This window comes from Nonomuraea aurantiaca (genome assembly GCF_020215705.1).
In the GTDB taxonomy this organism is placed as follows: Bacteria; Actinomycetota; Actinomycetes; order Streptosporangiales; family Streptosporangiaceae; genus Nonomuraea; species Nonomuraea aurantiaca.
Window position 1 is genome coordinate 212,334 of the sequence record NZ_JAIWNB010000012.1, and the last position, 18,356, is coordinate 230,689.

Annotated in this window: 16 protein-coding genes and 1 riboswitch; of the genes, 12 read left to right on the plus strand and 4 right to left on the minus strand. The window is 70.6% G+C overall.

Annotated features, from left to right (window positions below):
- Window positions 1-171: 171 nt before the first annotated feature.
- From LDL49_RS27945 to LDL49_RS27955, 3 genes are all read left to right on the plus strand, one after another.
- Window positions 172-1,659, plus strand: coding sequence for a glycoside hydrolase family 13 protein (locus LDL49_RS27945; RefSeq protein ID WP_225294995.1), 1,488 nt, complete (start codon window positions 172-174; stop codon window positions 1,657-1,659).
- 79 nt (window positions 1,660-1,738) lie between these two features.
- On the plus strand, window positions 1,739-3,079 hold the full coding sequence (locus LDL49_RS27950) for a sensor histidine kinase (RefSeq protein ID WP_225294997.1): 1,341 nt from the start codon (window positions 1,739-1,741) through the stop codon (window positions 3,077-3,079).
- Between the two features lie 77 nt (window positions 3,080-3,156).
- Window positions 3,157-3,975, plus strand: a complete 819-nt coding sequence (locus tag LDL49_RS27955) for an SAM-dependent methyltransferase (RefSeq protein ID WP_225294999.1) — start codon at window positions 3,157-3,159, stop codon at window positions 3,973-3,975.
- Between the two features lie 44 nt (window positions 3,976-4,019).
- On the opposite strand, the gene LDL49_RS27960 is transcribed toward LDL49_RS27955, so the two are convergent.
- Complete coding sequence (locus LDL49_RS27960; protein ID WP_225295001.1) at window positions 4,020-5,360, minus strand: cation:dicarboxylate symporter family transporter; 1,341 nt, start codon at window positions 5,358-5,360, stop codon at window positions 4,020-4,022.
- A 105-nt stretch (window positions 5,361-5,465) separates the two neighbouring features.
- On the opposite strand from LDL49_RS27960, the gene LDL49_RS27965 reads away from it, so the two are divergent.
- The 5 genes from LDL49_RS27965 to LDL49_RS27985 all read left to right on the plus strand — a co-directional run bounded on the left by LDL49_RS27965 (window position 5,466) and on the right by LDL49_RS27985 (window position 11,978).
- Window positions 5,466-6,980 carry an ATP-binding protein gene (locus LDL49_RS27965; RefSeq protein ID WP_225295003.1) on the plus strand — a complete coding sequence of 505 codons (1,515 nt, stop codon included), beginning with the start codon at window positions 5,466-5,468 and terminating at the stop codon, window positions 6,978-6,980.
- A complete protein-coding gene (locus LDL49_RS27970; RefSeq protein ID WP_225295005.1) occupies window positions 6,977-7,642 on the plus strand; it encodes a response regulator in 666 nt (221 codons plus the stop codon). The genes LDL49_RS27965 and LDL49_RS27970 overlap by 4 nt, the downstream gene beginning before the upstream one ends.
- A 72-nt stretch (window positions 7,643-7,714) precedes the next feature.
- Window positions 7,715-9,751, plus strand: a complete 2,037-nt coding sequence (locus LDL49_RS27975) for an N-acetylneuraminate synthase family protein (RefSeq protein ID WP_225295006.1) — start codon at window positions 7,715-7,717, stop codon at window positions 9,749-9,751.
- Between the two features lie 11 nt (window positions 9,752-9,762).
- On the plus strand, window positions 9,763-10,743 hold the full coding sequence (locus tag LDL49_RS27980; RefSeq protein WP_225295009.1) for a glycosyltransferase family 2 protein: 981 nt from the start codon (window positions 9,763-9,765) through the stop codon (window positions 10,741-10,743).
- Window positions 10,740-11,978, plus strand: coding sequence for a polysialyltransferase family glycosyltransferase (locus tag LDL49_RS27985; protein WP_225295010.1), 1,239 nt, complete (start codon window positions 10,740-10,742; stop codon window positions 11,976-11,978). Before LDL49_RS27980 ends, LDL49_RS27985 begins: the two co-directional genes overlap by 4 nt.
- A 50-nt stretch (window positions 11,979-12,028) precedes the next feature.
- Here the strand turns inward: LDL49_RS27985 and LDL49_RS27990 are convergent, their stop codons facing one another.
- Together LDL49_RS27990 and LDL49_RS27995 are read right to left on the minus strand one after the other, a co-directional pair.
- Window positions 12,029-13,189: a DUF6716 putative glycosyltransferase gene (locus LDL49_RS27990; protein WP_225295172.1), complete on the minus strand. Its 1,161-nt coding sequence runs from the start codon at window positions 13,187-13,189 to the stop codon at window positions 12,029-12,031.
- A 168-nt stretch (window positions 13,190-13,357) separates the two neighbouring features.
- Window positions 13,358-14,302, minus strand: a complete 945-nt coding sequence (locus tag LDL49_RS27995) for a hypothetical protein (RefSeq protein WP_225295012.1) — start codon at window positions 14,300-14,302, stop codon at window positions 13,358-13,360.
- Between the two features lie 96 nt (window positions 14,303-14,398).
- Here LDL49_RS27995 and LDL49_RS28000 point away from each other — a divergent pair, with 96 nt between their 5' ends.
- From LDL49_RS28000 to LDL49_RS28015, 4 genes are all read left to right on the plus strand, one after another.
- A complete protein-coding gene (locus tag LDL49_RS28000) occupies window positions 14,399-15,226 on the plus strand; it encodes an aldo/keto reductase (RefSeq protein ID WP_225295014.1) in 828 nt (275 codons plus the stop codon).
- 18 nt (window positions 15,227-15,244) lie between these two features.
- Window positions 15,245-16,198: a Gfo/Idh/MocA family protein gene (locus LDL49_RS28005; protein ID WP_225295016.1), complete on the plus strand. Its 954-nt coding sequence runs from the start codon at window positions 15,245-15,247 to the stop codon at window positions 16,196-16,198.
- Between the two features lie 117 nt (window positions 16,199-16,315).
- Window positions 16,316-16,455: riboswitch (cyclic di-AMP (ydaO/yuaA leader) on the plus strand.
- 11 nt (window positions 16,456-16,466) lie between these two features.
- The gene (locus tag LDL49_RS28010; RefSeq protein WP_225295018.1) at window positions 16,467-17,147 is read left to right on the plus strand and encodes a CHAP domain-containing protein; all 681 of its coding nucleotides are present in this window, start codon (window positions 16,467-16,469) and stop codon (window positions 17,145-17,147) included.
- Window positions 17,148-17,577: 430 nt separating this feature from the next.
- A complete protein-coding gene (locus LDL49_RS28015; protein ID WP_225295020.1) occupies window positions 17,578-17,742 on the plus strand; it encodes a hypothetical protein in 165 nt (54 codons plus the stop codon).
- Between the two features lie 248 nt (window positions 17,743-17,990).
- On the opposite strand, the gene LDL49_RS28020 is transcribed toward LDL49_RS28015, so the two are convergent.
- Window positions 17,991-18,305, minus strand: a complete 315-nt coding sequence (locus LDL49_RS28020; protein WP_225295023.1) for a hypothetical protein — start codon at window positions 18,303-18,305, stop codon at window positions 17,991-17,993.
- Between the last annotated feature and the right edge of the window lie 51 nt (window positions 18,306-18,356).

Here is an 18,356-nt window from a genome sequence, read left to right on the forward strand (position 1 = left end):
GAAAGAGCGTTACCCGATCCAGACCCGCTGGATACTCCCTTGACCTCGTCAACCGAACCGCGGGGAGAAGTGGGGCCCCATCTGCAACTTTCCGCAACTTACACTTGACCCCGCTGAACCATGCAGGCCATCCTGCACCAGACATCACGGACAATCCCCGGAAGGACCCCCATGCTCGGCAACGACGACTGGTGGCGGGACGCCGTCGTGTACCAGGTCTACCCACGCAGCTTCGCCGACGCGAACGGCGACGGCATGGGAGACCTGCCGGGCGTGCGCGAACGTTTGGACTACCTCGCCGAGCTGGGCGTGGACGCCATCTGGCTGAGCCCCTTCTACACCTCGCCGATGGCCGACGGCGGTTACGACGTGGCCGACTACCGTGACGTGGACCCGATGTTCGGCACGCTGGCCGACCTCGACGGGCTGATCGCCGACGCGCACGAGCTGGGCATCAGGGTGATCGTCGACCTGGTGCCGAACCACTCCTCCGACCGGCACCCGTGGTTCCAGGCGGGGCTGCGCGACCGCTACATCTTCCGGGACCAGCCCAACGACTGGGAGTCCATCTTCGGCGGCCCCGCCTGGACCCAGGTGGCCGACGGGCAGTGGTACCTGCACCTGTTCGCACCCGAGCAGCCCGACCTCAACTGGGACAACCCGGAGGTGCGGGCCGAGTTCCGCGACATCCTGCGGTTCTGGCTGGAGCGCGGGGTGGACGGCTTCCGCGTGGACGTGGCGCACGGCATGGTCAAGGCCGCCGGGCTGCCCGACGTGGGGCCGAAGGAGGGCCGTCAGGCCGAGATGCTCGGCGACGAGCGCGTGCCGTACTTCGACCAGGACGGCGTGCACGAGATCTACCGCGAGTGGCGGCCGATCCTCGACTCCTACCCCGGCGGGCGGATGGCCGTCGCCGAGGCGTGGGTGTCCTCGCCCGAGCGGCTGGCCCGCTACGTCGGCCCCGACGAGCTGCACCAGGCGTTCAACTTCGACTTCCTGCTGGCCGACTTCCACGCCAAGTCCTTCCGCGCGGTCATCGAGAAGGCGCTGGCCGAGGCGGAGCTGGTGGGCGCGCCGACCACCTGGGTGCTGTCCAACCACGACAAGCCCCGGCACGTCACCCGCCACGGCGGTCTGGCCAGGGCCAAGGCGGCCACGCTGCTGATGCTGGCCCTGCCCGGCTCGGCCTACCTCTACAACGGCGAGGAGCTCGGCCTGCCCGAGGTGCTCGACCTGCCCGACGAGCTGCGGCAGGACCCGGCGTTCCTGCGCAGCGGCGAGAGCCGCGACGGCTGCCGGGTGCCGATCCCGTGGACCACCTCCCCCGGCCTTGGCTGGCGGGACCCGTGGCTGCCGATCCCCGCCTCGTGGGCGGCGCTGTCGGTCGAGGCCCAGCACGACGACCCCGGCTCCACGCTGAACCTCTACCGGGCCGCGCTGCGCCTGCGCAAGACCCACCCGGCACTCGGCGGCGGCACGCTGACCTGGCTCGACTCGGCCAAGGACGTGCTGGCCATCGAGCGCTCGCCCGGCCTGGTCGTCGTACTGAACACCAGTGACCAGCCGGTGGAGGTGACCGGCGAGGTGCTGCTGTCGAGCGGCCCGCTCACCGCGGACGGCACCCTGCCGCCCGACACCACGGTGTGGCTCCAGCGCTGACGCCGGGCTGCCGGAGAATGGGACAAACTTTTCCCTTGTCCGGCATATAGGGGTAAATGCCGTTAGTAGCCTCGATTTGATGTCACGCCTATGGGCGAGTTCTCTCCGCGGCCGCGTCACGCTGGTGGCGGCCGCCGTGGCCACGGCTGTGCTGATCCCCGTGGGGACCGGCACGATCGTCGTGGCCAAGTCCGTGGTCGAGGCGAACGTGTGGCGGCAGACCAGGGACACCGCCGAGCAGGTGGCGGCCGAGTGGCGGGTGGGCGACCTCCCGCTGGGGGCGGCGATGCCGCTGACCGACCCCTCCGTCGACCTGATCCAGGTCGTCGCCCCGACCGGTCAGGTGTTGGCGACGAGCGACGCGGCCCGCAACCTGCCGGCGCTCAGCGACGTCTGGCCCACCGCGGACAACCGGGTCATCAGCACCACGAACTGCCTCCCGAGGCAGTGCGTCCACCTGACGGCCGTCCGCGCGTCGCCGTCCCCGGCCTCGAACGTCGTGTACGCCGGCCGCACCACCCCTGGCCTCCTGGACACGAGGATCCTGGAGGCCATCGTGCTCACCCAGGTCCTCGTGCTCATCGCGCTGGCCACCTGGACGACCTGGCTGGTCATGGGCCGGGCGCTGCGGCCGGTGGGGGCGATGCGGGTCGAGCTGGACGCGGTCAACGCCAGCGACCTGAGCAGCCGGGTGACCCAGCCGCCGGGCAAGGACGAGGTCGCCCAGCTCGCCAGGTCCGTCAACGGCACGCTGGCCCGCCTGGAGCGCTCGGCGTACCAGCAGCGCCGGTTCGCCTCCGACGCCTCACACGAGCTGCGTACCCCCATCGCCGGGCTGCGCGCGCAGCTGGAGAGCGCCCAGCTCTACCCCGAGGACACCGACTTCATCACGTTGGTGGACAGCGCGCTGCGCGACACCGACCGGCTCGAAGCGATCATCACCGATCTGCTGCTGCTGGCCAGGATCGGCTCCCGCGTGGACGTGGTGAAGGAGCGGGTGGATCTCGCCGTCCTGGTCCGCGACGAGCTGGCGGCCCGCGACGACCGGCTGCCCGTCAAGCTGATGGTGGACGAGGGCGTCGTGGTGGAGGGCGTACGGCTGCAGCTGACCCGGGTGCTGACGAACCTGCTGGACAACGCCCAGCGGCATGCCGAGAGCATCGTCAAGGTGGTGGTCACCAGGGACGAGGGCATGGCCGTACTGGCCGTGGAGAACGACGGCGTGGAGATCGCGCGGGCCGACCGCGAGTCCATCTTCGAGCGCTTCACCCGCCTGGACGCGGCCCGCAGCCGCGACGCCGGCGGCACCGGCCTGGGCCTGGCCATCGCGCGCGACATCGCGGTGGCGCATCGCGGCGAGATCCACGTCGACGAGTGTTCCGGCGGCGCCCGCTTCGTCCTGAGGCTGCCTGCCGTGTGACACGGCCCGCCTCCTGTCAGTCACCTTGTGACATGAAACGGTGGATTTCCTGGCCGTTTGTCCGAGATCATGGGCCCATGACGGAACAAGCGCCGCAAGGTGTGGACCCGCACATCCCCAACGCGGCGCGGATGTACGACTACTTCCTTGGTGGCAAGGACAACTTCAAGGCCGACCGGGATCTCGCCGAACTGGTGATGAGCGTGCTCCCCGAGGTCAGAGAGGGCACGAGGCAGAACCGCAAGTTCATCGGGCGAGTGGTCGAATACCTGTGCCGTCAGGGCATCACCCAGTTCCTCGACCTCGGCTCCGGCCTCCCGGCGGCGGAGAACGTGCATGAGGTCGCCCACCGGTTCGCGCCGGACGCGCGCGTCGTCTACGTCGACAACGACCCCGTGGTCGCCGCGCACGGCCGCGCCCTGCTAGCCGACCCGAAGAAGGTCGCCATGGTGCTGGGCGACGGCCGTGAGCCGGAGAAGCTGCTCGGGGATCCCGAGGTGCTGTCCGTGCTGGACTTCGAGAAGCCGGTCGCGGTGCTCATGATGTTCTTCCTGCACCTGGTGCCCGACGAGGACCGGCCGCAGGAGTTCGTGGCCACCTACCGGGACGCGCTCGCACCGGGCAGCTACCTGGCCATCTCCCATATCGGCAACGACGTCGTGCCGGAGCGGGTGGCCAAGATCAGTGAGTTCTACCAGAAGGCCAACACGCCGTTCTGCCCGCGCCCAGGCACGGAGATCGCCCGGTTCTTCGGTGACTTCGAGCTGGTCCCGCCGGGGCTGGCCAGTGGCCTCGGGCCGGAGGTCGGCTGGCCGTTCACCGACCCCCAGGAGATGATCTTCCTCGACGAGGAGACGGCGCGGATGGGCTACGCGGGCATCGGCCGCAAGCTCTGACCCGACCCAGAGCCTGCGGCGTCGCCCGCTCGTCCGGCCACGGCTCAGACCGGTGACATCTCCCGTCGCTCGTCGTCCGCCGCGGGCGGCTCGGGCTGCTCGTCCTCGTCCAGCAGCGTCGACTCGTCGAACGGCGCGTTGCCGGCGAGCACCTCGGCGGCTCGTTCCCGGTCGAAGTCCCCTGTCCAGGTGGCGACGAGGATGGTGCCGACCGCGTTGCCGGCGAAGTTCGTCAGGGCACGGGCCTCGGACATGAACCGGTCGATGCCGACGATGAGGCCGACGCCGTCGACCAGCGCCGGTCGGTGCGACTGGAGAGCACCGGCCAGCGTGGCCAGACCCGCTCCGGTCACGCCCGCCGCGCCCTTGGAGGCGATCATCATGAACAGCAGCAGCGCGATCTGCTCGCCGAACGCCAGCGGCGCCCCGGTGGCCGAGGCGACGAACAGCGTGGCCATGGTCAGGTAGATCGCGGTGCCGTCGAGGTTGAAGGAGTAACCGGTCGGCACCGTGATGCCGGCCACCGTACGGCTCACCCCGAGGTGCTCCATCTTGGCGATCAGCCGCGGCAGCGCGGCCTCGGACGACGACGTGGACAGGATCAGCAGGAACTCGCGCCCCAGGTAGCGGAAGAGCGGCCACATGCCGACCTTGGCCACCATCCACAGCAGCGGGCCGAGCACGAGGCCGACGAACAGCAGGCAGGTGATGTAGAAGGCGACCATGATGATGCCCAGGGCCTTGAGCGCGTCCAGGCCGGTGGCTCCGACGACCGCGGCGATGGCGCCGAACGCGCCGATCGGCGCCGCCCACATGATCATGGCGAGGATGCGGAACACCAGCCGCTGGATGTGCTCGACGGCCGTCAGGATCGGCGCGGCCTTGGGTCCCATGGCCAGCAGCGCGAACCCGACGAGGAGCGCGACCAGCAACGTCTGCAGCGTCTGCCCCTCGGTGAACGCCGACACCAGCGTGGTGGGGATGATGCCGAGCAGGAAGTCGGTCGATCCGGCGGCGGCGCCCTTGGCCGCCTCGGCCTCCGCGGCCTGCTTGGCCGCGTCGGTGAGGTGCAGCCCCGAGCCCGGGTCGATGAAGTTGCCGACCACGAGCCCGATGATCAGAGCTACGGTGGACATGATGGTGAAGTAACCGATGGTGAGGCCGCCGACCTTGCCGACCTTGGCCGCCTTGCTGACCGAGCCGACGCCGAGCACGATCGTGCAGAAGATGATCGGGCCGATCATCATCTTGACGAGGTTGACGAACGCGGTGCCGAGCGGCTTGAGCTCCTTGCCGACGTCCGGCCAGACGAATCCGACCAGGATCCCTAGCAGCACCGCCACGATGACGGCCATGTAGAGAAGGTGGGTGCGATCACGACGCATGGGACGGTCTCCGGTCGTATGGACGAGACTGCTAACCATGCGAATATGCGCTCTGTGGTGACGCAGGTCACCATTGCGTAAGTTTCGTACACTGAAGAGATTCCCATGAGCCGATGGACCCTGGCCGGCCAGATGCTGGCCCTGCAACTGTTCGTTGTCGTCGTCACCCTGGTGAGCGCCGCCACGCTCGTCTCCGTGCTGGCCGGCAACCTCGTCACGGCCGAGGCGACGGCCCAGGCCAGGGCGGCGGCCACCGCGGTGGCCGCCTCGCCCGACGTGCTGGCCGCACTCGACGCCCCGTCGCCGAGCAGCCGCCTGCAGCCGTTCGCCGAGCAGGTACGCGCCCAGACGGGCGTCGACTTCGTCACCATCATGAAGCCCGACGGCACCCGCTACACCCACCCCAACCCGGGGGAGATCGGCAAGCGGTTCCTCGGTCACATCGAGCCGGCCCTGCGCGGGCAGACGTTCACGGAGACCTACACCGGCACACTCGGCCCGTCCGTGCGGGCGGTCGCCCCGGTCCGTGCGAGCGCGACCGGCCCGGTGCGGGCGCTGGTCAGCGCGGGCATCAAGGTCGAGAGAGTGAGCGCCAGACTGCGCGGCCTGCTCTTCTGGACCGGCCTCATCGCGCTGGTCGTGCTCGCCCTCGGCGCCGCCGGCACCTGGCTGGTGACGGCCCGGCTGCGCAGGCAGACACACGGGCTCGGCCCGGCCGAGCTGGGCCGCATCCACGAGCACCACGACGCGGTGCTGCACGCCGTACGCGAGGGGCTGCTGCTGGTCGGCAAGGACGGCACCCTGACGCTCTGCAACGACGCCGCGCGGCAGCTGCTCGGCCTGCCCGCCGACGCCGAAGGGCGGCACCTGGACGAGCTGGGCCTGTCGAACGTGCTGGACGCCGGGCAGGAGGAGCGGGTGCACCTGGTCGGCGACCGGGTGCTGGCCGTCAACGGCGCGGCCAGCAGGCTGGGCACCGTGGTGACCGTGCGGGACCACACCGAGCTGCAGGCGCTGGCCGGGCAGCTGGACGCCGAGCGCGGGTTCGCCGAGTCGCTCAGGTCGGCCGCCCACGAGTCGGCCAACAAGCTGCACACGGTCATCACGCTGGTGGAGCTGGGCCGTACCGAACAGGCCGTGGCGTTCGGCACCGCGGAGCTGCGGGCGGCCCAGCACCTGACGGACCGGGTGATGGGCGCGGTGCGCGAGCCGGTCCTGGCCGCGCTGCTGCTGGGCAAGAGCGCGGAGGCGGCCGAGCGCGGCGGCGAGCTGGTGATCAGCGAGGACAGCGAGCTGGACGACCTCGGCCTCGACGCCGGGGAGCTGGTCACGATCGTCGGCAACCTCATCGACAACGCGATCGACGCGGCGACGCGGGTCGAGGTGCTGCTGCGGGCCGGGCCGGACGGCTTCCTCATCAGGGTGGCCGACGACGGGCCCGGCCTGATCGCGCCCGACGCGTTCCGGAAGGGCTGGACCACCAAGGGCGACGGGCACGGGCTGGGCCTCGCGCTGGTCGGGCAGGCGGTGCGGCGGCTGGGCGGCTCGATCGAGGTGGCCGGCTCGGTGTTCACCGTGCGGCTGCCCGTGCCCGAGCCCGTACCGGAGTCGGTCCGATGATCTCGGTACTGGTGGTCGAGGACGAGGAGATCACCGCCGAGGCCAACCGCATCTATGTGGCGCGGGTGCCGGGCTTCGAGGTGGCGGGCGTGGTGCGGTCGGGCGGGGAGGCGCTGCGGTTCCTGCGGCGCACGCCGGTCGATCTCATCCTGCTCGACCTGTACCTGCCCGACATGCCCGGCCTTGAGGTCTGCCGGGCCGTACGGGCGGGCGGGCTGCTGTGCGACGTGATCGCGGTCACCTCCGCGCGCGATCTGGCCATGGTGCGCTCGGCGGTGTCCCTGGGCATTTCCCAATACCTGCTCAAACCGTTCACCTTCTCGACACTTCACGAGAAGCTGACGCGGTATGCCCGGTTCAAGGAGGAGGCCGGCGAGATCGTCGGGCAGGGCGACGTGGACCGGGTGCTCGGCACCCTGCGCGGCCGCTCCGAGCTGCCGAAAGGCATGGCCCGCGACACCCTCGACGTGGTCGTCGCCGAGCTGCGCGGGCGTCCCGCGGGGATGTCGGCGCAGGCCGTCGGGACGGCGGCCGGGGTCTCCCGGGTGACGGCCCGCAGATACCTGGAACACCTGGTGGAGCTGGGGATCGCGATCCGGATGCCACAGTACGGAGGAGTGGGCCGTCCAGAGTTGCTCTACCGGATCCCCCCGGAAAGTTAATTAAGGGGATGCTGCCAGTTCAATCCGTGCCTCTAGCTTCGGGATGCAATCCGTAAGCACTGAGGAGTCACGTTGCGAGTCCTGGCCGTTGTTCCCGCCCGCGGCGGTTCTGCGGGTGTTCCCCTGAAGAACCTCGCGCCGGTCGGTGGTATCCCCCTGGTCACCCGAGCCGTCCGCGCCGCGCTGCGCAGCGAGCTGATCGACCGGGTGGTGGTCAGCACCGACCACGCGGGAATCGCCGAGGCCGCCAAGGAGGCGGGCGCGCTCGTCGTGGACCGTCCGGAGGAGCTGAGCGGCTCGACCGCCTCCAGCGAGTCGGCGGTCCTGCACGCGCTCGACACGCTCGGCGAGGACCCGGAGGTGGTCGTGCTCGTGCAGTGCACCAGCGCGTTCATCGACTCTGACGACCTGTCGGCGGCCGTGCGCAAGGTGCTCGACGGCGAGGCCGACGCGGTCGTGTCGGGCCTGCCGACGCACGAGTTCCTCTGGACCCCGGCCGGCGCCGGGATCAACCACGACCCCGCGTTCAGGCCGCGCAGGCAGGACCGTGAGCCGCAGTTCCGCGAGAACGGCGCGTTCTACGTCATGCGCACCTCCGGGCTGCGCGAGCACGGCCACCGCTTCTTCGGCACCATCGCCGTGCAGCCGGTGCCCGTGCGGCACGCGATCGAGATCGACGACCCCGAGGACCTGGAGCTGGCCCGCGCGCTGGCCCCGTTCGTGGACGTGCCCGAGCCGATCGACGTCGACGCGGTCATCACCGACTTCGACGGCGTGCACACCGACGACCGCGCCTACGTCGACTCCGACGGCCGCGAGATGGTGCTGGTCAGCCGCTCCGACGGGATGGGCATCGCGCTGCTGCGCCGGGCCGGGGTGAAGGTGCTGGTCATGTCGACCGAGCACAACCCGGTCGTGGCCGCCCGCGCCCGCAAGCTGGGCGTGCCCGTGCTGCAGGGCCTGGCCGAGAAGCGGGTCGTACTGCGCGACTGGCTGACGATCGAGGGTCTCGACCCGGCCCGCGTCGCCTACGTGGGCAACGACGTCAACGACCTGGGCCCGATGGCCGAGGTGGGCTGGCCGATCGCGGTGCCGGACGCGCACCCGCGGGTCCGGGCGGCCGCCAGGGTCGTGCTGTCCAAGCCGGGCGGCGAGGGCGCCGTACGCGAGCTGTGCGACCGGGTCGTGGCGGCCCGGCCGGCGGAGCCCACGCCCGAGGTCAGGGAGCGTCCCAGGTTCGGCCCGGTGGCGGTCGGCGAGGTGCTGGTCGGCGACGGCGAGCCCGTCTACGTCATCGGCGAGATCGGCATCAACCACAACGGCGACCTCGACCTCGCCCGCCGGCTCATCGACGTGGCGGCCGACGCGGGCTGCCAGGCGGTGAAGTTCCAGAAGCGCACCCCGGCCATCTGCGTGCCCGAGGCGCAGAAGGGGCAGATCAGGCAGACGCCCTGGGGCGAGATGACCTACCTGGAGTACAAGGAGCGGACCGAGTTCGGTTACGACGAGTACCGCCAGATCGCCAAGTACTGCGACGAGCGCGGCCTGCACTGGTTCGCCTCGCCGTGGGACGTACCCTCCATCGACTTCCTGGAGGAGATGGACGTCGTGGCGCACAAGATCGCCTCGGCCAGCGTCGCCGACCACGAGCTGCTCCGCGCCCTCGCGGCGACGGGCAAGCCGCTGATGCTGTCGACCGGCATGTCCACGCTCTCCGAGATCGACCAGGCCGTCGAGATCCTCGGCACCGACAAGCTGATCATGATGCACGCCACCTCCACCTACCCCCTCCCGCCGGAGGAGGCGAACCTGCGCACGATCACCACCCTCAAGGAGCGCTACGGCGTGCCGGTCGGCTACTCCGGGCACGAGCGCGGCCTGCAGATCTCGCTGGCCGCGGTGACGCTCGGCGCGGTCTGCGTGGAGCGGCACATCACGCTCGACCGGACCATGTGGGGCTCCGACCACGCCGCGTCGCTGGAGCCGTCGGGTCTGGAGCACCTGGTGCGTGACATCCGGATCATCGAGCAGGCGATGGGCGACGGCGTCAAGCGCGTCTTCCCCGGTGAGGAGGCCCCCAAGGCCCGCCTGCGCCGCGTCACCGTCTGACGAGCGCGACCTTGACCACTCTGTCCGTCATCGTGCCCGTGCGTGACGGCGAGCGTTTCATCGCCGACGCGCTCTCCTCACTGTGCCGCAACGCCCGGCGCGACTTCGAGTTCATCGTCGTGGACGACGGTTCCGTGGACGCCACGGGCGCCATCGCCGAGGACTTCCGCGCCGACCTGCCCGGCCTGTCCATCCTGCGCAATCCGGCGCCGGTTGGGCTCGCCGACGCGCGCAACACCGGGCTGTCGGCCGCGTCGGGCCGGTACGTCACGTTCATGGACGGCGACGACTGGCTCGCCCCCGGCTACCTGGCCCGGCTCGTCGAGGCCATCGACGGGCTCGGCTGCGACTTCGTCCGCGCCGACCACGTACAGGTCGAGGGACGTAAGCGGGTCGTGCACCGCGCTCCGCTGGCGCGGCGGGGCGTGGTGCTCCACCCTCGGGACGCGATCCTGCCCGCGAACGTGCGGACCATGGTCGACTACCCCTACGCCTGGGCCGGGATCTACCGGCGCTCGCTGCACGACCTGCTGCACTTCCCCGGCTCGCTGCACACCGCCGAGGACCGGCCGTGGATCTGGCGGCTGCACCGGGAGGCGGCCACGTTCGCGGTGGTCTCCCTGGCCGGGGTGTTCTACCGGCGGATGGTGTCGGGGTCGCTCACGCGGGTGGGCGACGAGCGGCAGCTGCACTTCTTCGACGCCTTCGAGCTGGTGTTCAAGGACCTCGAGGAGGAGTTCCTGCCCAAGGCCGTACGGAACTTCTGCGCGCTGCTCGCCCACCACCTGGAGATCGCCGACCGCTTCACCCCGCAGTTGCGCGCCCGGTTCGAGGAGCGCGGCGCGGAGATGGTGCGCACGCTGCCCACCGGCCTGGTGGCGGACGTGGTGTCGCGGATGTCCATGGAGCGCGAGGCCACCCTGCGGGCCCTGCTGCCCGACCTCCCCCCGAACCCCCACGTGCGGCCGCGCCGCGAACGGGAGGACTCATGACGACCGTCTTCTACGCCTCGACGCTGTTCGGGGCGATGTCGCTGGCGGCCGGGATCGACGACGGCCGCTTCGCCGAGGGACGCCGGGTCCTCATCGTGTCCAACAACGCGGCGATCCCCGAGGTGACCATCCCGCTCGACCGGACGCCGGGCTTCGCGGTGCTGCGCTCCCGTTTCGACGAGATCCACTCGTGGAACGACCTGATCGCGCCGCTGCACCCGTCGGACTGGAAGGCCCGCGTCATCGAGGTGCCGATGATGGAGCGACTGATCCGCGCCCATCTGAAGCTCGACGACGTGGCCGAGCTGGTGCTGGAGTCGATCGCGGTGCCGCCCGCCCGGACGATCGCCGGGCTGGTGCGCGACTGCCCGATCACCGTCTACTCCGACGGCCTGATGAGCTACGGCCCGACCCGTGACCCGCTGCCCGCCGAGATCTTCCGCCGCATCACCCGCCTGCTCCACCTGGACCTCGTGCCGGGACTGGAGCCGCTCCTCCTCAGCGAGTACGGAGTGCCGCCCTCGATCCTGCCGGACGAGGCGTTCCTGGCGGTGGTCCGGCAGGTAGCGACGACCGCGCCCGACATGCTGGCCGGGCAGGCGATGATCCTCGGGCAGTACCTGTCCGCGCTGGAGATCGTCACGCCGGAGGAGGAGGCGGCGCTGCACGAGTCGATGCTGCGCGGCCTGGTCTCCCGGGGCTACTCGACCGTCGTGTTCAAGCCGCACCCGGCGGCCGGGCGCAGGCACGCGCAGCTGCTCAGGGCCGCCGCCGAGCCGATGGACGTGCGGCTGCTGGTCGCCGGGGAGAGCGTCCCGGCCGAGGTGTGCTTCTCGGCGCTCCGGCCCGAGCTGGTCGTGGGCTGCTTCTCGACCGGCCTGATCACGGCCGGGCGCTACTTCGGGCTGCCGGTGGCCTCGTACGGCACGGATCTGGTGCTGGAGCGGCTGGCCCCGTACGAGAACAGCAACCGGGTGCCCGTCACGATCGTCGACGCGCTGCTGCCCCGCATGTCGGCGGACGGCACGATCGAGCCGGCGCCGCGCGGCTACCTGCGGGAGCTGGTCCAGGCCGTGGGTTACTGCATGCAGGCCGAGACCTACCCGGAGCTGCGGCCGGCGGACTTCGACTTCGACCCGCGCTACTTCAAGCGCAAGCGCCTGGAGACGCTCGGCCTGACGGCCAAGCCCACGGCGCTGACGCGGCTGCGCCGCAAGATCCGCTCAGCGATCTGAACGAGCGGCGCCCCCGGAGGCACCCTCCGGGGGCAACGGCTTTGTCCTCGTCAGGACAGCGCCCGCAGATACCGGCGCATCCGCCGCTTGGCCCGGTAGCCGACGCGCAGCATGGTGGGCGGCACGTCCAGGCGCATCCTGGCCCGGCGGCGGGCGGCGGCGTGCTCCGGCCCGTCGAGCAGCGATCTGGCCGGGACCCGCGGGCCGCCGGTCACCAGGCCGCCCAGCAGCCCGGCCCAGTTGTTGCGCTCCACCGGGTGGAAGTAGTTGGCCGCGCACCACGCGGCGTCGGCGGCGCGGAAGCCGCCGCCGGCCAGCTCGTCGAGCGTGCCCAGCAGCCCGCTGCCCTCGAACACCAGGTTGATCATCTCCGCGCTCACGCCGAAGTCGCTCAGCACCAGCAGCGGCACGTCCTGCGCGATGGCCTCCAGCGCCGCCGTCGAGCTGACGGTCACGAACCCGGCCGCCTGAGCCAGCTGATCATGCATCGAGCCCGCCTCGAACGCCACCCGCCCCGGCTCGCCGAGCTCGCGCCAGAGCCGCTGGTAGTGGAAGCGCTCGTTGTGCGTCTGCCGCTCGTCCTCCAGGGCGCGCAGCTTTACCACCACGTCCAGGTCCGGGCGGCGGGCGGCCAGCTCGGCCAGGGACAGCAGGATGCGTTCGCGATCCTCGCGCTCACGCGGCACCTTGGCCTGGGTGGCGAACACCACCCGGTTCCCGCCGCCGCGCACGGCCCGCGGGCGCAGGAACGGCAGCCGGGCCAGCCCGACCGCCCCTCCCCCGCCGAGCTGGGCGGCGATCCCGCCGAACTCGGCCACCTCCCGCTCGCTGTGCACCACGAACAGGTCGCACCCGCTGCGGAACAGCCACGCCTTCTCCGTCGCGGGCACCGAGATGCCCGGCAGCCCGGTCACGAGCACCGGCCGCGGGCGCAGCCCGGCGAACGCCTCGGCGACCAGCACGTCCACGACCGGCCCCGTACAGGCGACGATGATCGCGTCCGGCCGGGTCCGCTCCGCCAGCCGCCGCACCGCCCGCGCCGGCATCAGCGGCGGCGCGGGACGTCCGCCCACGGCGGCGGCGATCTGCTCGGGTGACGGCGCGATCGGCGTGCGCACCACCGCGAGGTCGCTCTCGCAGCCGGGTGACAGGTCGTCGAGCAGGCAGGCCGCCCACTTCAGGTAGGAGTCGGAGTCGGCCACGGCCAGCACTCTCAAGTGGTCACTCCAGTCAGCTACGGGCAGACGCCCGGTCGTTCCAGTCAGATATGGGGCGAAGCCGGTCTTGTCCAGTGGCTCCGCCATGGAAGCCGGTCTTAACCGGCCGTTCCAGTCACCCGCGCGGCAAGCCGGTCACCCGGCAGATGCGGGGTAAGCCGGTCATCCGGCGACTCCGGTCAGATGGGAACGCAGGTCGGGGGCCGCCCTGCTGGTCCACCAGTCGTCCGGCACGTCCACCGCCTCGACCGCGACGCCGCGCGGGCCGAGCAGCACGCGCAGCGAGGTGATCGCGGTGGACGGCAGGCTGAGCACCCGCTGGGCGGGGTCGAGGCCGCGCAGCGTCAGCTCGGCCGGCACGCCGGCGTCGTGCACGGTGATCTCGGGCCGCTCGCGGATGACCGCCACGTCAGCGGGGTCCTCGCGGCGGTGCGGGAAGTAGGCGAGCGGCTCCTCGGCGGCCCGCTCCATCAGCCAGCCCAGGTAGCGGTCCCGGTGGACCAGCCCGTTCCTGACCAGAGAGGTGCCGAGCACGACGGTCCGTTCGGCCGGTCCCGGCCCGCTCAGCGGCTGCTCGCGCAGCCAGCCGAAGTCGTGGCGGACCAGGTCGACGCCCGCCGCGCGGACGGCAACCGCCAGCTCGTCGGTCACCGGCAGCGCGGTGAAGACCGACACCCGGCTCACGCGCAGCCTGATCGCCGCCGCCAGCCCCAGGGCCGCGCGCAGCTTTCCCGGGTGGGCCCGCGCCCGCAACAGCGGCTTGTACGGCCCCGCGGCGAGCAGGGACAGCAGCCGGAGTGTGGCCAGCCCGTCGTCGACGATCACGATGCGACCCGGATGGGAGACGAGCCAGCGCAGCTGGACCCGGCCGGAGAAGGCGTCGCCGACGGCTTGCGGGGAGCGCGGCATGCGCTCGCGCGGCTCGGCCAGCTCCAGCCCCTCGGGCAGAGCCAGGCCGGACAGCTCCCTGCGGGTGGCCTTGAGCGCTCGCAGCCCGGCGCGCGGCACGACGACCGTGGCAGGCCCGAGCAGCCCAGCGCGGTGGGCCTCGATGGCGCACAGCATCTGAAGCGGAGACTCCACCCAGGCCGACGCCTGTTTGCCCACTCTGTTCTCCCCGCGGGGTGATAGCCCGTTCACGACCGCTTCAAGCTAGCCCGGCCGCCTTAAGCCGCCAGAAACGGGACATGAACAATGGAGAGCATGAATTCGCTACTACTCAACACCGACGGCGTACAGGTTCCGCAGCTCGGATTCGGCGTCTGGCAGGTGCCGAACGACGAGGCCGAACAGGTCGTGACGACCGCCCTGGAGGCCGGTTACCGCCACATCGACACGGCCAGCGCGTACGGGAACGAGGAGGGCGTCGGCCGGGCCGTACGCGCCTCGGGGATCCCGCGCGAGAAGCTGTTCATCACCACCAAGCTCTTCAACAACGACCACGAGCGGGCGGAGGAGGCGTTCGACGAGAGCCTGTCCCGGCTCGGGCTCGACTACGTGGACCTGTATCTGATCCACTGGCCGGTGCCGTCCCGGAACAAGTACCTTCAGGCATGGCGCGGCCTGGAGAAGATCTACCACCAGGGACGGGCCAAGGCGATCGGTGTGTCCAATTTCACCATCGAGACGCTCACCCGGGTCATCGACGAGGCCGACATCACTCCGTCCATCAACCAGATCGAGCTGCACCCGTACTTCCAGCAGCGCGCGCTACGGGAGTTCCACGAGGCCAACGGCATCCTCACCGAGGCGTGGAGCCCGCTGGGGCAGGGCAAGGGGCTGCTCGGCGACCCGGCGCTGGCCGTGCTGTCGGAGAAGCACGGCAAGACGCCCGCCCAGATCGTGCTGCGCTGGCACATCCAGCTGGGCAACGTGACGATCCCCAAGTCGGTCACGCCCGCGCGGATCAAGGAGAACTCCGAGGTGTTCGACTTCGTCCTCGACGCCGAGGACATGGCGGCCATCGGCGCCCTGACCAAGCAGGACGGCCGGATCGGGCCCGACCCGGAGACTTTCAGCTGGATGGGGTGAGTCCTAGGATCCTTCCCCATGAAGGATCTCGCATGGGGCATAGCGGCCACGGGTGTCATTGCTGGAAAAGTCGGCGCGGTCATCGCCGCTGAGCCGGGGATGCGGGTGGCCGCCGTCGGATCGCGCGACCTCGGCCGCGCGCGGGCGATGGCCTCGGCGCTGGGTGCCGAGTCGGCGCACGGCTCGTACGCGGAGCTGTGCGCCGACCCCGGCGTCGACGTGGTCTACGTGGCGACCCCGCACGCCCAGCACCTGGAGGTCGCCGAGGCGGCGATCGCGGCGGGCAAGGCGGTGCTGTGCGAGAAGCCGCTCGCCGCGTCCGTCGCCGACGCCGAGCGGATGGTCCGGCTCGCCCGCGAGGCCGGGGTGTTCCTGATGGAAGCCATGTGGACCCGGTTCAATCCACTCATTCAGCGGGTGGCCGCCGATCCCCGGTTCGGGGAGATCCGCTCGGTCCAGGCGTCGTTCGGCTTCAAGGCTCCGTACGACCCCGCGCACCGGCTGTGGGCGCCGGAGCTGGGCGGCGGGGCGCTGCTCGACCTGGGCATCTACCCGTTCGGGCTGGCGCAGCTGCTGCTCGGGATGCCCTCACGGCTGCACGTCACGGGCTCGCTGGCGCCCTCGGGGGTGGACGCGGAGGCGGGCGGGGTGCTGGTCTATCCGGGCGGCAGGCGGGCTCTGGTGGAGTGCTCGCTGCTGGGCTCGTACGCGAACGACGCCCGCGTGGTGGGCACCGGCATGCGCGCGCACATCAAGGCCCCGTTCTGGGCTCCGGAGCAGGTCGTGCTGAGCGGGCCGTCGATGGAGACGGAGGAGCTCGTGCTCGATCCGGCGGACAACGGATACGCCGGCGAGCTGCGCGAGGTACGGGACGCCATCGCCGAGGGCAGGACCGAATCCGCGATCATGCCACTTGACGAAAGCCTTGCCATGATGGGGCTTCTGGCCGACGCGAGGGAGCAGCTCTCTTAGCTGGCGAGTCATCCATTTGTAAGCCTCTTGCCACTTGCATTACCTTTGTGGTCATATGAGGCATACGTCCGGTTTGTCCGTTCGTTGCCAGACCATCGCACAACGCATCACAGGAACGTCCTGTGACCGCTGAATCCGCCTCGCGCGGAACCGGGGACCCACCGTCCTTTTGGGGTGTATCGGCACGTCACGTGCCGTAGGGCAGCTTCCACGCCCGAACCCGTCAGCTAACCCGGTAAGCGGCATGGAAGCAAGGAGTACCCCCTCGATGGCCAAGTCCCATCTTTTTCGTGCCACCAAGTCGACCGTCGCTCACGCCGTCCTCGGCGTGAGCGTCGTGGCCGCCGCTCTCGCCGGCCAGTCCGCCGCCCACGCGGACACCCGCACCGCCCAGGCTCCGGCGCACGCGGCCCCCGCCGCCGCGAAGAGCCACCCGGAGAGCGAGATCAAGGCCAGGGCCACGGTCTCGCGGGTCCTGGCCCTGGCCAAGGCCCAGGTCGGCACCTCCGAGAACGCCTACGGAGGCGGCACCAAGTTCCAGAAGTGGTACATGAACTCCCCTCGCGCACTGGAGACCCTCAAGCGCGACGGCGGCACCCGGGCGGACTACCTGAACGCCGCCTGGTGCTCGATGTTCGTCTCGTGGGTCGGCGAGCAGTCCGGCGCCCGCAGCATGATCGGCTGGGACGCCTACACAGTCGAGCACGCGAAGTGGTTCGCCGGCAACCACCGCTGGGGCACGACCCCGAAGCCGGGTGCCGTGGTGTTCTTCTCGTGGGGCGGCAGCAAGAGCCTGGACGACATCGAGCACGTCGGATTCGTCGTCAAGGACAACCACGACGGGACGATCTCCACGATCGAGGGCAACACCGGCAACGGCAGCGTCCAGCAGCGCGTCCGGCCGACGTCGCAGGTGGTCGGCTACGGCTACCCGAACTACGGCGCCTGACGACTTCCTGATCGAGGGCTCTCCTGCCGACGAGCGCGCGTCCTTCTGGGCGCGCGCTCGTCGGCGCCTTCCCTTTCGCGCGCCTTCCCTTTGGTGCGCCTCGTTTGGCGTGCGCCTCGGTTGGCGTGCGGCTTCCCTTTCGTGCGGCTTGGTCGGCGTGCGGCTTGCCTGACGTTTGCCTGGCGTGCGGCTTGCCTGGCGTGGCGGTCAGGCGCCACTTCCCCTCACGCCGCCGTGAGCGGCTCCTCGGACACGACTCTCCCGTACCGGCTGACCAAAAGACCATCACGTTGGGCCGAACAGCGCATGGCCGCCTTATCTGCCCATCCGACCGCAACCCCCAAGTTTGGGGATGTCACGGACCTCCCATCACCCCAGACACTGACGGTGGCCGGACAGCGAGCCGGTTCTCGATACTGGAGGAGGGGATATGTCAGCGACGACGCAGCAGGACAACTGGCGCTTCTGTAACAAGTGCTACACCCTTTGGTGGAATGGCCGCCCCGACAACGGGCACTGCCCCGCAGGCGGCGCCCACGAGGGACATGGCAGTTGGAACTTCTACCTCCCGGCGAACCCGGCCGAGCACATCTGACGCGAGACCGGGCCCCCGGCCGATCTCCCCGCGACGCCACGGCGTCGCGGGGAGATCGGCGTTGGATCCCAGGGGCCGGCGAAGGCAGCCATACCAGAGGGACCAGACAGGGGCGTCCACGATCTGCGCCGAGTACTCCTAGAAGTCGCTGTCCTGCCGCAGATCGAGACAGAAGGCGTAGCGCTCGGCGGCGGCGACGCGGCGGGCGTGATTGGTGGGCGTGATTGGCGGGCGTGTTGGCGGGCGCCTCAGCAGCCGTCGGTCACGTAGCAGCCCTTCACCTTCCACTTGCCGCTGTAGTAGGCGCCGCTGGTGGCCTTGCTCGTGCTGCCCACGGAGACCAGACTGCCCGGGATGTAGGAGCAGGACGAGGTGGAGCAGAAGTAGCCGTAGACGCGGAAATAGGTCTCAAGCCCGCTGGTGCACCTGACGCTCACGGAGTGGTCGGTACTCGCGGTCTTGGAGCAGCCGCTCACCGCGGCCGCCGGGGAGGCGGTGCCGCCGATGAGGGCGGTGGCCCCGATCACGATGCCGGCAACGCTGGAAATGATCTTTTTCGTCATGGGCGTTCATGACCGCCCGACTGTGCCCCTCTTTTCAAGTGATCCCCTCAG